Source organism: Lysinibacillus sp. 54212 (genome assembly GCF_036662795.1).
Taxonomy (GTDB): domain Bacteria; phylum Bacillota; class Bacilli; order Bacillales_A; family Planococcaceae; genus Lysinibacillus_B.
The window spans coordinates 13,688-28,234 of sequence record NZ_JBAFWZ010000004.1 but is presented as its reverse complement, the minus strand read 5'-3'; the positions used below and the strand labels follow the sequence as shown (position 1 = coordinate 28,234).

Genomic DNA, 14,547 nt, shown 5'->3' with positions numbered 1-14,547 from the left:
AGTCGTATAAATCATGCTCAATTTATAATAATTCTTGAATTAGAGTGGGAGGGTTAATAATGCGCGTAAACATTACTTTAGCTTGCACAGATTGCGGCGAACGTAACTACATTTCAAAAAAGAACAAGCGTAACAATCCAGAGCGTCTTGAACTTAAAAAATATTGCTCTCGCGAGAAGAAATACACTCTTCACCGTGAAACGAAGTAATCGCTCAATTAGCCAGAACCACGTGTGGTTTTGGCTTTTTACTTTTAATTGCAAGGGGATATGTACGATGGACAAAAAAACCGAAAGATTGAAAATGAAAAAGCAATTAAACGAACTTTCAAAGGAAGAGTATATAGAGCGATCTCAAATAATTCATCAGAAGTTACTCCAGGAGCCTTCTATTATAAATGCGGAAACTATCGCACTAACGATTTCAAATTTTCCAGAGGTTGATACTCGAAAATTGATTGAATCACTGTGGAAGTTAAATAAGAGAGTAGCTGTACCGAAGTGTAACCCAAAAACAAAGGAAATGACCTTTTATGCGATTCAAGGCTTTCATCAACTTGAATCGGTTTATTATAATTTACAAGAACCAATTGAAGAGAGAACGGATAAGATTCAACAGGAGCAAATGGATGTTATCATTGTACCTGGAATCGTTTTTGATAAAAGGGGATTAAGAATCGGCTTTGGTGGCGGTTATTACGACCGATATCTGCCGACTTTTACAGGAAAACTGATTTCATTAGCGTTTGATGAGCAAGTTGTGGCATGGGTTCCAAATGAATCATATGATGTTCCAGTACACCTCATCATTTCAGATAAGGATATATATAATTGTATTAATGTAAGAAGGGAGTACTAAAATGGATTCAATGCTAGACATATATAATTTACTAAAGCAATATGGGACTTATATTTATACGACTGATCGCTTAGGTGATCTACAGTTAATGGAAGACGAGATTAAAGAGTTATACAAAGCGAATGTGTTGGATATTAAGGACTATCAGATGGCGATGCTACTCCTTCGACAAGAGGCGACTCGGTTAAATGGTTGAAAGTAGGGCGGAAATGTATTACAATATATGACAGTTTCATGTTGTGTGTTATAAGTTTAAGGATTTCTGTTTGTTTCACAAGGGGGATTTTAGCTTGTCAACGTTTCCTTTTGTAAACAGTGGGTTTATCCGCTGTTTTGTTATTTATGAAACCTTTTTGTTATAAAAACGTAATATTATATGTACCGAAAAAATATATAGAAAAGGCATCAATATTCTGCCAATTATTAACGCTATAATTTATGTTGATAATTTTTGTGAAAAGGATTAACATAATCTTTGTTTCATTGAAATTGTAGCTTAATAATGAAAAGTAATTTTTAACTAGGAGAGGATGTTTTGGATGAAGTCAATTAATTGGTCTAAACATTCGATATTAGCTTTTGCAATAGTTGCGACTTGGATTAAAACAGTAGTTGTTTATTTAACTAGTTTTGATATGGGAATTGAAAATGGCATGCAATTGTTTATTTTAGTCATTAACCCATTAAGCTTTGTACTGTTTATTTACGGAATTTCATTATTCATGAAGTCTGCAAAAGCACGAAATCGATATATAATAGGAACAAGTTTGTTACTTTCTATTGTTCTTTATGGTAATGTAGCATTTTATCGTTTCTACAATGATTTTATAACGCTGCCTGTACTGTTCCAAACAAGTAACTTTGGAGATTTAGGAACGTCAGCGGCAGCGATTGTTAACTGGTTTGACATTTTCTATTTTGTGGATGTTATTTTACTGCTTGTTATTTTAAAGTTTATGCCAAAAGTAACGGAACAGTATTCTATCCGTAAAGAAGTTCGTCGTGCTTATTTTGTGTTGTCAGTGGCAATTCTATTCTTAAATTTAGGTCTTGCTGAAACGGAGCGTCCACAATTATTAACACGTAGCTTTGACCGTGAGCTTCTTGTGAAAAATATTGGTACGTATAATTACCACTTATATGATATTTATATTCAATCAAAATCTTCTGCACAGCGCGCATTAGCGGACGGTAGTGAGCTGATTGAAGTAAATAACTATGTTCGTGCAAACCAGGCTACACCAAAAGCAGAAATGTTTGGTAAGTACGAGGGACGAAACGTAATTTTAGTTTCTTTAGAGTCACTACAAAGCTTTGTTATTAATAATGAGATGAACGGAGAGGTTGTAACACCGTTTTTAAACTCATTAACAAAGGATAAAGATACGTATTACTTTAGTGATTTCTATCATCAAACTGGGTTAGGTAAAACATCTGACTCTGAGTTTATAGTTGAGAACTCTTTATTTGGTTTAGGTCGTGGTGCTGTATTCTTTACACACGGTGAAAATACGTATAATTCGATGTCAGAGCGTTTAGGCGAGAATGGTTATTTTACAAGTGTTATGCATCCGAACAATAAATCGTTCTGGAACCGTGACCGAATTTATCAATCTTTTGGAATTAACAAGTTTTATGATATAGACGCTTATACAATTGGTGAAGGTGAGGCAGTTAACTGGGGAATGAAGGACATTCCGTTCTTTAATCAGTCAGTGCAGCATATGGCAGAAATGCCGCAGCCTTTCTATACACGTATGATTACATTAACAAATCACTACCCATTCTATTTAGATGAAGAAGATAAATATATTAATGAATTTACATCAAATTCAGGTACGTTAAATCGCTACTTCCAAACGGTACGATATATGGATGAAGCAGTTAAACTGTTCTTTGAAGACTTAAAACAACAAGGCCTATATGATAATTCCATCATTGTAATGTATGGTGACCATTATGGTATTTCAGAAAATCATAATAAGGCAATGTCAATGTATTTAGAAAAAGAAGGAATTACAGCATTTGATAGTGCGGAGTTACAATCTGTACCACTATATATTCATATCCCTGGATCGAATGATGGTCAGGTAATTGATGAACCAGCTGGACAAATCGATATCCGCCCAACAATTCTTCACTTATTGGGAATTGATACATCTAAAGACATGCAGTTAGGTTCCGATTTATTCTCTGAGGATCACGAAGGGTTTGTTATTTTCCGAGATGGTCGTTTTGTAACGGACGAGCTAGTTTATGCAAATGAAGTATGTTATGACCGTGGTACGGGTGAGGCTACTGATATTGCAGCTTGTCAACCATTTATCGATCGATCAACAATAGAGCTTGAATACTCAGATTCGATTATTAACGGAGATTTACTTCGTTTCTATGATGGAAAAACGGGTAACTTAATTGAAGAAAATAAATAGATAACAGTCAGGTGTCATTTGAAAAGACATTTTGAGACGGTGGAATGTTTGCTCCTAAGGATGGTTGCATGTTGATGCGATTACCTCAGGAGCAAACATTCTATTTTTAAGGGTTGGAGGGGGTGCCAAGAAAGCTATTTCTTTCTGGGCACCCCCTTATTTATTGAAATTATTGACATAAAAAAACAGCCTAACAAAAAGTTAAGCTGCTTTTTTAGCTATTAATGTAGTTTTGGTGGATATCCAGCATGTAGAACTGTCATTACAACAAACCAGCCAAAGATAGCTGCAGATGCAACGTTAAATACTACACCTAAAAGATTTTTTTCCTTTATTGCTTGGAATGTGCCAACTACAGATATAATAGCAACAAGTCCGAAAATAATCATTAAAATCATTATAAGGCACTCCTTTCGACATAAAAAGTGAATGTCGCAAACAATATTCCTTCTTTATTGTAAAGCTTATTAAGTTGTTTGTCGAGCGGAAAAAATGACGTTTATATGAACATCATGAGCGAAAGTATGTATAATAAATATGAGGTGAAAATAATGTTGAATATTCGTACATATAGTTTAGGACCTATCCAAACTAACTGTTATATCGTTAGCAATAAAAATAAAGAGTGTGTTATTTTTGATCCAGGTGAAGAAGGGGTTAGACTTGTAAAAGAAATTCGTGCAATAGGTTTAAAACCACTAGCAATTTTTTTAACACATACACACTTTGATCATATTGGTGCCGTGGAGATTCTTCGGGAAGCGTTTCAAGTGCCAGTCTATGTACATGAAAAGGAAGTTGATTGGCTAGGTGATCCGATGAAGAATGGTTCTGGTAAATATGCGGAGCTGCCAAACTATGTTGTAAAAACACCGGAAGTGGAGCATATTATTCGCGAGGAACAAATATTTGAAGTTGGGAATATCACATTTAAAGCTGTGTTTACACCGGGGCATTCACCGGGAAGTGTATCCTATATTTTTGAAGAAGATGGTTTTGCAATAGTAGGTGATACATTATTTGAACGTAGTGTTGGTCGTACAGATTTAATTGGAGGCTCTATGTCTGTGTTGTTAAAATCAATTCATGATAAATTGTTGTCTTTACCAGAAGATACAATCATTTATCCGGGACATGGGGGCTATACGACACCAGCCGCTGAAATGGAAATGAATCCGTTTTTAAATGGATTTTAAATAAGAAAAGTAAAAACCGACTGATGGACTCAGTCGGTTTAATTATTAATGTCCGCCACCTGGCGTGTGCATGAATGTTGTGAAGTACGTAAATCCGGCGAAGAAGATTGTTAAATACGCACCGAAAATGTACATGTACATACGTTCTGAAAGGTTTAATAAGCCTAATAATAAGAATAACCCTGTATTACCTACGAATAATAGCGAAACCTCGTTCATACCACCAAGGTAGAACATAACGGCAAAGATACCTGTCCAGAAAGCCATAACTTTATACATATTACTCATGAAAATTCCCCTCCTTTTTCGAGTGAATACAATTGTCTCCCATACATTATAAATGATTTGAATCCCTAATGTAAACTCCAACTTTAACTTAGTTTGTGACAAAGAAGTGTATATTATTTATTCGAGTTTATAGAGATTTCATATTTACAATTAGCGCAATTGTGAACGATGCTTTCAAGCTGAATAAAATCAGTATTAGAAAATAATGAATCCATTTGGCCTCGTAAATATGACTCGTGAAATGCACATATAACATTGTCATATAATTGGAGGTGATTGTGAAAAGGGCAATTGTATATGGAAAAGTATATTTTTTGCATGTCTCCCTGTTCTATTATTTTTGGAACATACCCAATTAAAGCGGCACTTTGAGTTAGTAGCTCTATTTTCTGATTAAATGATAGCGGTCTATGTGTGGAGCTAGTTGAAGAGAGCAACTCCTTCATCGTATTAAACCCGTCTTGGTATGTAATCTCTTTTCCTTTTTCTATCGCAGGCTCTCCTAAATCTTTTACCAACTGTAGTATCCACTGGAATAATAAAGGATCCTCTCGTTTCGGAAATGTTAGTGATACACCTTCCTCTGTTACCTTATATACTCTACCAGGTCTTCCACCCTTTCCTGTTTTTATATAATCCGCAGTAATAACATTTATATCAGCTAATTTGGTTAAATGCAGTCTAGCTACATTAGGGTGAATATTAAAGTGTTCAGCTATTTCTTGTACATTATATTCTTTTTGATGTTGAAGCATGAATTCATATATTTGAAATCTAGTTTCATCTGCTAACGTACTTGTGATTTTTAATGGATGTAACAACGAACCATTCCTCCTTTTCATTTAATGATTGATATACCGTTCATGTACATTATATTGTATCAATAGTTGAAAATATAATATTTTGTAAAAAAAGTATAAGAGTTTTTTATTTTGAAACTGTCTAAATAAAAAGTTTAGACTATTGTATTCACTTTTTCTACTATTCAGATTATAATAAGCGCTAAGATAGCGATATGCCCATTGAATACACGAAAAGAGGTGTAGTGAGATGGAGCTAGAAACAATTATAGCCACACAATGTGAAAAATTATTACTAAAAGCTTGCCATTTTGGTGCTTCCGATTTACATTTAGTGCCTACGAAGGAGCATTATACGATTTTACTTCGTAAATTTGGAAAGCTTATTCATGCAGGGTCAATCCCAGAAGAAATCGGTGGAAGAATGATTTCTTATTTTAAGTTTTTATCCGCTCTTGATATTAGTGAAAAGCGAAAACCTCAAAGTGGTGCTTTTCAACAAGAACTTGCGAACGAACAGTTTGCTTTCCGTATATCAACCTTACCTTCTATTTTTGCTAAAGAAAGTTTAGTCATTCGCGTGTTACGGCAAAATTATGCACATCCGCTTACTTCCCTATGCTTCCATTCCAATTATGCTGATGAACTCTCTCAATTGGTTCACCAGAGACAGGGGTTGCTATTATTCACTGGCGCTACTGGTTCTGGTAAGACGACATCACTCTATTCATTAATTCAATATTGTCGAACAAGTTTAGCTCGTCATGTTATTTCTTTGGAGGATCCTGTCGAAAGTAGTCAGGATGATTTGCTGCAAATCCAAGTAAACGAACGTGCAGGTGTAACGTATGCTGCGGGTTTAAAAGCAATTTTACGACATTCACCAGATGTCATTATGATAGGTGAAATACGAGATAAAGAAACTGCTAAGATCGCCCTAGAAGCTGCGTTAACAGGTCATTTAGTTCTGTCCACAATTCATGCAAAAGATACAGTTAATTGTTTGTATCGGTTGATGGATTTAGGCATTTCATTAGAAGAGCTAAGACAGGCACTTGTCGGCATTGTAGCACAAACATTAGTATATGTAGATCAACAGGATGAACGAAGGGCGTTATTTGAAATATTAAGTGATGCAAACCTATGTGAAGCCTTTGCTGCAACTCTAAAAGGTGAGCCATATAGGTTACCTTATAGTGGAACGCTTTGTGGACAATTGGCCAACTTAGAGGAGAGCATTTATGAGACGTCTCCTACGTAATTGTTCTTTGAAAAACAAAAAAATAAAGGTTGTTGGGCTACCTCAGTTAATGGCAAGGGTTGGAACGCTATTAAGTGAGGGATATACATTTGCAGAATGTATTGAAATGCTACTTCCCTATCATGTAAAACAGTACGGTAAATGGCAGCAGAGTTTTCAGCAGGCCTTTCTAGATGGGGTGGGACCGACACAAATATTTCAGCTTCTTGGTGTTGAAAAGCAATATCTAGTAGGAATTGAATTAGCAGAAAAAACAGGGACCATTAGTGATACATTAGCGGTATTAGCACAGCAAATGCAATTCAATCGTAAAATGAAGGAACGTTTTGCAAAACTACTTATATATCCGACATTTCTATTTGTATTTTTGGTTGGTTTATTTATTGCTTTTCGCTTATATTTTTTACCTAATATCGAAAAAATGGTATTTTCAAGAACTACTAGCGAGGAAGTTTCTAGTATTCAATGGTCAAGGTTTTTCTTACATGTACCAGATTATATTATAATTGGTAGCTTGCTTATATTATGTGTAGTTGTCGGATTTTTAGTTTACCTTAGTCGAAAGCGGGTTGAATTTCAGCTTTCATTATTACTAAAAATACCAGTTTTAAACTATTTTTGGCGGCTGTTACTGACAAGACAATTTTCTCGTGCATTGGGCAATCTACTAATGACAGGGTTTTCATTACAGTTAGCATTAGAGCAACTAATGAAGCAGCAGCATCAAAAGCAACTTGCTTATATTGCTACAGAAGTACAGGCACGAATTATTTATGGAGAAAGTCTCGCTGATGCAGTCAAAATAACAAGCTATTTTTTTCCGAAATTTGAACAATTCATCGCACATGGGGAACATAGTGGTCTACTGGAAAGAGAGTTGATTCTTTATTCAGAACTATTAGACGAAAAACTGCGGAATTTTATTAATAGTGCCACTAAAATTCTCCAGCCAGTATTATTTATTGTAATCGCAATATGTGTCATTGCTGCATATTTAAGCATTTTGTTACCAATGTATAACCTATTAGACATGATTTAAAGGGGGAGCTTTTATGATTCGTGGGCAAAAAGGGTTTACTCTAGTTGAAATGTTAATAGTGCTTTTGATTATATCTGTACTCATCCTGATCACAATACCAAATGTCACAAAGCATTTCGCATCGATTGATGATAAAGGGTGTAGTGCATATGTTTCGATGGTTCAAGGTCAGGTGGAAGCATACCGAGTAGATAAAATGGAATATCCAACAATTGAGGATTTGATTGCAGATGACTATATTTCAGGTGATGAGGCGACATGTCCGAGTGGAGAACGTGTAACAATAGAACCAAATGGTCATGTTAAGCTTGTTGATGGACCAAAACCACCGAAAGATTCACTGCCTTGAGAAAATTAAATACACGCGGCTTTACTTTTGTAGAAATGCTCCTTGTGCTAACAATTGTTATGATAATTACAGGTATGGTGTGGAGCATTTCCTATAAACATTTTCAACGAGATGAATATAACAGGGCAGTCGAGCAGTTTCGAATTACTATGCATTATGCCCAAACTTACGCTACTGAAAATAAACAGCAAATCAACTTGATGATAGTTGATAATAAGACATTAATCATGTACTACCAATTTGAAAAAAGAATAATCGAGTGGGATTTTCCAAAAGGAATGACAGCTCAAATTTACACAAAAGATAGAAAGATTTCATTTAATTTAAATGGACATATTGTGCATCCAGGAAGTATAGAGCTGTTTACACCTGAAAAAACATGGAAGTTCACTGTGAATTTTTCCAAGGGGAGGCTTAGGTTACAATGAATAGTCAAGGAATAACATTAGTTGAAACGATGCTCTCTTTAGTGATTTTGTTTATATTAACTGTCACACTACTTCCAATGGCATCTAAGCTCCAACACCATTTATACAATAAGAAACTAGAACTACATGCAAGTGAGGCTGCCTACAATGCTGCACAAAAAATTAAGCTTTCACAAATAGGGAGTGGTTCATTCACAATTGAAGATAAACTATACATCTGGAACTATGATGGGAGTAAAATTTGTGTAAGGTATTCAAATTTAAAAGGACCGAAAGAAAAATGTATCGATTCAAGTGGAAACGTGTAGGGAATGAATCTGGCTTTACACTACTCGAAGCGATTTTACACCTAATGTTATTCGTGATTTTCTCGCATCTTATCTTTCTTATCACACAAGCTTATTATCAATTAACAAAAATTGAGGATGCAAGAATTGAGATGGACTGGGAAGGATGTGTTTATGATATAAACACGTATTTGTCGATGGGAGGAGAGGTAACTGTTTCAAATGAAGGCAAGAATATAACAATTGTAAAAGACGATCGAATAGTGGTTCTTCGGTTTAACAATAACATTTTATGGCGAAATGAAAAGGGTGGAAATGAGACGATATTAACAGATGTAAAAAGAGCAACCTTTTCTCTGAATCAGTCTGAATTAACCTTGAATGCTACCCTTGAAAATGGAGCTATAAAGGAGCGGATATTTATTGTTGAAGCAGCGATTGAATGAGAGGGGAGCGCTATTTCCGCTAACGATCCTTTTGCTCTTTTTTATCACTGGCGCGTGTGTTTCCTATGTTATAGGTTATCAAATGCAAATAAAAACTTATAATTCATTGGAATCTTTTAACGTTCGTGCTACGATAAACGTACTTGTAGAAATTGAAAATGAACAATAACGTTTGAAGTGATGAAGAAGGTGATTGGCATGCGAAAAATTTATTTAGTAGGATTTATGGGCTGTGGAAAAAGTGCGATTGGTCGAAGGTTGAGCTACTTTTTAAAAATGCCTTATTATGATATGGACCGAGAAATCGTGAGACAGCAAGGGATGTCGATTCCAGAAATATTTGATAAATATGGCGAGGCGCGGTTTCGAGAAATAGAAACGGAATTTCTAACAACATTTCGAAATGAGATTTGTATTATTGCTACTGGCGGTGGCGTTGCGATGAATGAAGAAAATCGTAAAATTATGCGTCGAACGGGTCTCGTCTTCTTCTTGGATGCATCATTCGAAGATATTTATACTCGTATCAAAAATGATTTAAACAGACCGATTGTACAACGTTCGACAAAGGAAGAGCTTAATGAACTGTACCAATACAGAAAGAAATATTATAGAGAAGCAGGTCATATTCAAGTGCTTACAGAAGGACGATCCATCCGTCAAATAGTGGAATATATTGCGTTCCAAGTGAATCGTTTGAAAGGCGAATAAAAAAACGAGAAATGGAAACAATGTTCGTGAATTTGCGGGTATTAAAAAATGATTGCGTTTCTATCTCATTCAATGTTAGGATATGGCTAAGAACGATGAATTAGAACATTGAATTTTGAATAACAATCGCGGATGATTGTACGGGGAGAGAACGTAAAGTTGCGTCGCCGAAGGAGCAAATAACAGGAAGTTATGAATCTCTCAGGCAAAAAGACTCGTACAGGACGCATCTCTGGAGAGTGCTGTACTAGTATAGACAGCCACCAAAGGGGAAAGCCTATACGTGTGACATGAGTCAATGATAGGTGTAACTTTCAGGTGCAAGGACAGGGAATTCCAATCAAAGGGATTCGTCTGTCTTTTTTTATGCCTTTGATGGAAATTTGCAACAATTAAATTGATGAGGAGGACGATTATGAGCAATTTAAAACGTACACCATTGTTCGATGAATATGCAAAATATGGTGGTAAAACAATTGATTTTGGTGGTTGGGAGTTACCAGTTCAATTTTCTTCTATTAAAGATGAGCATGATGCAGTTCGCAATCGTGCGGGGCTTTTCGACGTTTCGCATATGGGAGAAATTTTTGTTGAAGGACCAAATGCACTAAATTACTTACAAAAGCTCTTATCAAATGATATTTCTAAAATTGCGATTGGCGGTGCACAATATAGTGCAATGTGCTACGAAAATGGCGGAGTGGTAGATGATCTATTAACATACCGATTAGATGACAATAGATACTTATTATGTGTAAACGCTGCTAATATCGAAAAGGATTATGACTGGATGCTTGCGAAGGCTGAAGGTGATGTAACGATCACAAACAAGTCAGATGAATATGCTCAAATCGCTCTGCAAGGTCCTCTTTCTGAGGAAGTCTTACAAACATTAACTGACACAGATTTACAAACTATTAAGTACTTTAAATTCCAAGAGAATGTAACTGTTGCTGGTCACTCAGTGTTAGTTTCACGCAGTGGTTACACGGGAGAGGATGGCTTTGAAATTTACGGCACTCCCGCAGCAATTACCGACCTTTGGAATAAAATTTTAGAGGCGGGTAAGGACAAAGGTGTTGTTCCAGCAGGATTAGGTGCACGTGATACGTTACGCTTTGAAGTTTGTTTACCACTTTATGGGCAAGAGCTATCTAAGGATATTTCACCTCTTGAAGCAGGTATTGGCTTTGCAGTGAAATTAAATACAGACTTTATCGGTCGTGATGCATTAGCCCAGCAAAAAGAAAACGGCTTAACTCGTAAAATTGCAGGGATTGAAATGTCAGGAAAAGGGATTCCTCGACACGGCTATAAAGTATTCAAAAACGGAGAGGAAATAGGTGAAGTAACAACAGGTACACAATCACCTATGACAAAGCGAAATATAGGCTTAGCTTTAATTGACGCAAAATTTGCGGAATTAGGAAATGAAGTAGAAATCGAAATTCGTAATAAACGTATTCCTGCTGTAATTGTAGAAACGCCGTTTTATAAACGAGCTAAATAATAGAAAAGAGGGTCATACATGAAACATCGTTATTTACCGATGACGGAACAAGATAAAAAAGAAATGTTAGATCGTATCGGGGTTGCATCGATTGATGAACTGTTCTCAGATATTCCTGAAAAAGTACGCTTCCAAGGTCTATACAATATTAAAGAAGCAAAATCTGAAGCTGCTTTAGCTAAAGAGTTAACAGAGCTAGCGGCAAATAATGCAGATACAGCTTCTCATGTATCATTTTTAGGTGCGGGTGTTTACAATCACTATAAACCGATCATTGTGGACCATGTTATTTCTCGTTCGGAGTTTTATACAGCGTATACACCTTATCAGCCTGAAATTTCACAAGGTGAGCTACAAGCCATTTTCGAATTCCAAACGATGATTGCTGAGCTTACAGGCATGGATTTAGCAAACTCTTCTATGTATGATGGTGGTACGGCATTAGCAGAGGCAGGAATGCTTGCCGCAGGTCATACACGTCGTAAAAAGCTACTCGTTTCTGGTGCCGTTCACCCAGAATATAAAGATGTAGTAAAAACATATGCAGATGGGCAATCAATCGAAATCGTATCAGTACCAACAAAAGATGGTAAAACAGATATCGACGCATTAAAAGGCTTAGTGGATGATACAACTGCTGGGGTAATCGTTCAATATCCAAACTTCTTCGGTCAAATTGAAGATTTACAAACGATTGGCGAAATAACACATGAGTCAAAAGGGTTAATGATCGTATCAGCGAATCCATTATCGCTAGGTATTTTAACACCACCTGGTAAACTTGGTGCCGATATTACTGTAGGGGATGCGCAAGTATTCGGTATTGCGGAAGCCTTCGGTGGTCCACACTGTGGATTCTTCGCTGTGACAAATAAATTAATGCGTAAAGTACCAGGGCGCTTAGTAGGGGAAACAGTCGATCAAGAGGGTCGTCGTGGCTACGTACTAACGCTACAAGCGCGTGAGCAGCATATTCGTCGTGACAAGGCGACTTCTAATATTTGTTCGAACCAAGCACTTCTTGCCCTAGCTGCATCTGTTGCGATGACAGCACTAGGTAAGCAAGGTGTACAAGAAATGGCAAAGCAAAATATCGTGAAAACTCGTTATGCAAAAAATGCATTTGAAGCGGCTGGCTTTGAAATTGCATATAACGGCGCTCACTTTAATGAAATCGTTGTAAAAACTAAGAAATGTGTAACAGAAATTAATAAAGGCCTATTAGAAAAGGGCATTATCGGTGGCTTTGATTTAGGGCGAGTAGATCCTGAATTAGCCAACCATGCGTTAATTGCAGTAACTGAAATACGTACAAAAGAAGAAATTGATGCACTAGTAGCAGAAATGGGGGCTTATAATGCTTAACGAAAACCAACCATTAATTTTCGAACTAACAAAAGAAGGACGTGTAGGCTATAACTTAGAGCCTTTAGATGTACCTGATTTTGATTTAGCGGACCTTTTACCAGCAGGCTACGTACGTGATGAAGCAGCCCAATTACCAGAAGTGTCTGAGCTAGATATTATGCGTCATTATACAGCACTTTCTCGTCGTAACCATGGTGTAGATTCTGGCTTTTATCCATTAGGATCATGTACGATGAAATATAATCCGAAAATTAATGAATCCGTTGCACGTTACTCTGGCTTTGCAAATATTCATCCATTACAAGATGAATCAACAGTTCAAGGAGCAATGGAGCTTCTTTATGATTTACAAACATCTCTTCAAGAAATTACTGGCATGGATGAGGTTACACTCCAACCAGCTGCAGGTGCTCATGGTGAATGGACAGCTCTAATGATGATTCGTGCTTTCCATGAAGCAAACGGGGAAGGGCATCGAAATAAAGTAATCGTACCTGACTCAGCGCATGGTACAAATCCAGCATCTGCGACAGTTGCAGGCTTTGAAACGATTACAATTAAATCTGGTGAAGACGGATTAGTAGATTTAGACGATCTACGTCGTGTAGTTGGTCCTGACACAGCAGCTTTAATGTTAACAAACCCGAACACACTTGGTTTATTTGAAGAAAACATACTCGAAATGGCTGCTATTATTCATGAAGTTGGCGGTAAAGTGTACTATGACGGTGCCAACTTAAATGCAGTAATGTCAAAAGCACGTCCTGGAGATATGGGCTTTGACTGTGTTCACTTAAACTTGCATAAAACATTCACTGGCCCACATGGTGGCGGTGGTCCTGGTTCTGGTCCAGTTGGGGTTAAAGAGGATTTAATTCCATTCCTACCAAAACCAGTTCTAGTGAAGCAGGAAGATGGAACATTCCATTTCGATTATAACCGTCCACAATCAATCGGTCGTGTGAAGCCGTACTACGGTAACTTCGGTATTAACGTGCGTGCATACACTTATATCCGTACAATGGGTCCAGATGGCTTAAAGGCGGTTACAGAATATGCTGTATTAAATGCGAACTATATGATGCGTCGTTTAGAGGAATTCTATGATCTACCTTATAACCGTCATTGTAAGCATGAGTTTGTTCTATCTGGTCGTCGTCAGAAAAAGCTTGGCGTACGTACATTAGATATTGCCAAACGCCTGTTAGACTTTGGCTACCACCCGCCAACAGTATACTTCCCATTAAATGTAGAGGAAGGCATTATGATCGAGCCAACTGAAACGGAGTCTAAAGAAACACTAGATGCATTCTGTGACGCGATGATTCAAATTGCGAAGGAAGCAGAAGAGAATCCAACAATCGTTCAGGAAGCACCACATACAACGGTTGTTTCACGTCTAGACGAAACACGTGCAGCTCGTACACCTGTTTTACGTTATACAAAACAAGAAGCTTAGTAGTATAAGAATTTGGCTGTCCATTAGGTGATTATTCACCTTTTGGGCGGCCTATTTTTCGTTTCTATTAAAATATTCGTAGTTGCCTGAGAGTTTCTTCTGTATAATATAGGTA

The 14,547-nt window shown here is 36.8% G+C and carries 18 protein-coding genes and 1 riboswitch; of the genes, 15 read left to right on the top strand and 3 right to left on the bottom strand.

The annotated features are described in order from the left end of the window. The first annotated feature begins 59 nt into the window (after window positions 1-59). The 4 genes from rpmG to V4T18_RS03840 all read left to right on the top strand — a co-directional run bounded on the left by rpmG (window position 60) and on the right by V4T18_RS03840 (window position 3,290). Window positions 60-209 carry a 50S ribosomal protein L33 gene (gene rpmG / locus V4T18_RS03855; RefSeq protein WP_008408521.1) on the top strand — a complete coding sequence of 50 codons (150 nt, stop codon included), beginning with the start codon at window positions 60-62 and terminating at the stop codon, window positions 207-209. Window positions 210-276: 67 nt separating this feature from the next. Beyond that, window positions 277-858 (top strand): 5-formyltetrahydrofolate cyclo-ligase, encoded by a 582-nt coding sequence (locus V4T18_RS03850; RefSeq protein WP_332646745.1) that lies wholly within the window; start codon window positions 277-279, stop codon window positions 856-858. A gap of 1 nt (window position 859) precedes the next feature. Continuing rightward, a complete protein-coding gene (locus V4T18_RS03845; protein WP_332646743.1) occupies window positions 860-1,054 on the top strand; it encodes a YqgQ family protein in 195 nt (64 codons plus the stop codon). Between the two features lie 343 nt (window positions 1,055-1,397). After that, window positions 1,398-3,290: an LTA synthase family protein gene (locus V4T18_RS03840; RefSeq protein WP_332646741.1), complete on the top strand. Its 1,893-nt coding sequence runs from the start codon at window positions 1,398-1,400 to the stop codon at window positions 3,288-3,290. A gap of 221 nt (window positions 3,291-3,511) precedes the next feature. Here V4T18_RS03840 and V4T18_RS03835 read toward each other — a convergent pair whose 3' ends face one another. After that, window positions 3,512-3,691 carry a DUF2759 domain-containing protein gene (locus tag V4T18_RS03835; protein WP_332647010.1) on the bottom strand — a complete coding sequence of 60 codons (180 nt, stop codon included), beginning with the start codon at window positions 3,689-3,691 and terminating at the stop codon, window positions 3,512-3,514. Window positions 3,692-3,841: 150 nt separating this feature from the next. On the opposite strand from V4T18_RS03835, the gene V4T18_RS03830 reads away from it, so the two are divergent. Further along, window positions 3,842-4,486, top strand: coding sequence for an MBL fold metallo-hydrolase (locus tag V4T18_RS03830; protein ID WP_332646740.1), 645 nt, complete (start codon window positions 3,842-3,844; stop codon window positions 4,484-4,486). Between the two features lie 45 nt (window positions 4,487-4,531). Here V4T18_RS03830 and V4T18_RS03825 read toward each other — a convergent pair whose 3' ends face one another. Together V4T18_RS03825 and V4T18_RS03820 are read right to left on the bottom strand one after the other, a co-directional pair. Continuing rightward, on the bottom strand, window positions 4,532-4,774 hold the full coding sequence (locus V4T18_RS03825; RefSeq protein WP_332646738.1) for a DUF2626 family protein: 243 nt from the start codon (window positions 4,772-4,774) through the stop codon (window positions 4,532-4,534). Between the two features lie 113 nt (window positions 4,775-4,887). Beyond that, window positions 4,888-5,595: a helix-turn-helix transcriptional regulator gene (locus V4T18_RS03820; RefSeq protein WP_332646736.1), complete on the bottom strand. Its 708-nt coding sequence runs from the start codon at window positions 5,593-5,595 to the stop codon at window positions 4,888-4,890. A gap of 229 nt (window positions 5,596-5,824) precedes the next feature. Between V4T18_RS03820 and comGA the strand changes: the two genes are divergently transcribed. From comGA to gcvPB, 10 genes are all read left to right on the top strand, one after another. After that, complete coding sequence (comGA, locus tag V4T18_RS03815) at window positions 5,825-6,835, top strand: competence type IV pilus ATPase ComGA (RefSeq protein WP_332646734.1); 1,011 nt, start codon at window positions 5,825-5,827, stop codon at window positions 6,833-6,835. 7 nt (window positions 6,836-6,842) lie between these two features. Then, window positions 6,843-7,874 carry a competence type IV pilus assembly protein ComGB gene (comGB, locus tag V4T18_RS03810; RefSeq protein ID WP_332646732.1) on the top strand — a complete coding sequence of 344 codons (1,032 nt, stop codon included), beginning with the start codon at window positions 6,843-6,845 and terminating at the stop codon, window positions 7,872-7,874. A 13-nt stretch (window positions 7,875-7,887) separates the two neighbouring features. After that, window positions 7,888-8,223, top strand: coding sequence for a competence type IV pilus major pilin ComGC (comGC, locus tag V4T18_RS03805; RefSeq protein ID WP_332646731.1), 336 nt, complete (start codon window positions 7,888-7,890; stop codon window positions 8,221-8,223). Further along, window positions 8,220-8,651 carry a competence type IV pilus minor pilin ComGD gene (gene comGD, locus V4T18_RS03800; RefSeq protein WP_332646729.1) on the top strand — a complete coding sequence of 144 codons (432 nt, stop codon included), beginning with the start codon at window positions 8,220-8,222 and terminating at the stop codon, window positions 8,649-8,651. Before comGC ends, comGD begins: the two co-directional genes overlap by 4 nt. Then, complete coding sequence (locus tag V4T18_RS03795; RefSeq protein ID WP_332646727.1) at window positions 8,648-8,959, top strand: type II secretion system protein; 312 nt, start codon at window positions 8,648-8,650, stop codon at window positions 8,957-8,959. Before comGD ends, V4T18_RS03795 begins: the two co-directional genes overlap by 4 nt. Then, a complete protein-coding gene (gene comGF / locus V4T18_RS03790) occupies window positions 8,932-9,384 on the top strand; it encodes a competence type IV pilus minor pilin ComGF (protein WP_332646725.1) in 453 nt (150 codons plus the stop codon). Before V4T18_RS03795 ends, comGF begins: the two co-directional genes overlap by 28 nt. A gap of 198 nt (window positions 9,385-9,582) precedes the next feature. Further along, on the top strand, window positions 9,583-10,095 hold the full coding sequence (locus V4T18_RS03785; RefSeq protein WP_332646723.1) for a shikimate kinase: 513 nt from the start codon (window positions 9,583-9,585) through the stop codon (window positions 10,093-10,095). Window positions 10,096-10,227: 132 nt separating this feature from the next. Next, window positions 10,228-10,322: riboswitch (glycine riboswitch) on the top strand. 185 nt (window positions 10,323-10,507) lie between these two features. After that, the gene (gcvT, locus tag V4T18_RS03780) at window positions 10,508-11,605 is read left to right on the top strand and encodes a glycine cleavage system aminomethyltransferase GcvT (protein ID WP_332647009.1); all 1,098 of its coding nucleotides are present in this window, start codon (window positions 10,508-10,510) and stop codon (window positions 11,603-11,605) included. 18 nt (window positions 11,606-11,623) lie between these two features. Beyond that, the gene (gene gcvPA / locus V4T18_RS03775; protein WP_332646721.1) at window positions 11,624-12,970 is read left to right on the top strand and encodes an aminomethyl-transferring glycine dehydrogenase subunit GcvPA; all 1,347 of its coding nucleotides are present in this window, start codon (window positions 11,624-11,626) and stop codon (window positions 12,968-12,970) included. After that, complete coding sequence (gene gcvPB / locus V4T18_RS03770; RefSeq protein ID WP_332646719.1) at window positions 12,963-14,432, top strand: aminomethyl-transferring glycine dehydrogenase subunit GcvPB; 1,470 nt, start codon at window positions 12,963-12,965, stop codon at window positions 14,430-14,432. Before gcvPA ends, gcvPB begins: the two co-directional genes overlap by 8 nt. Window positions 14,433-14,547 lie beyond the last annotated feature (115 nt).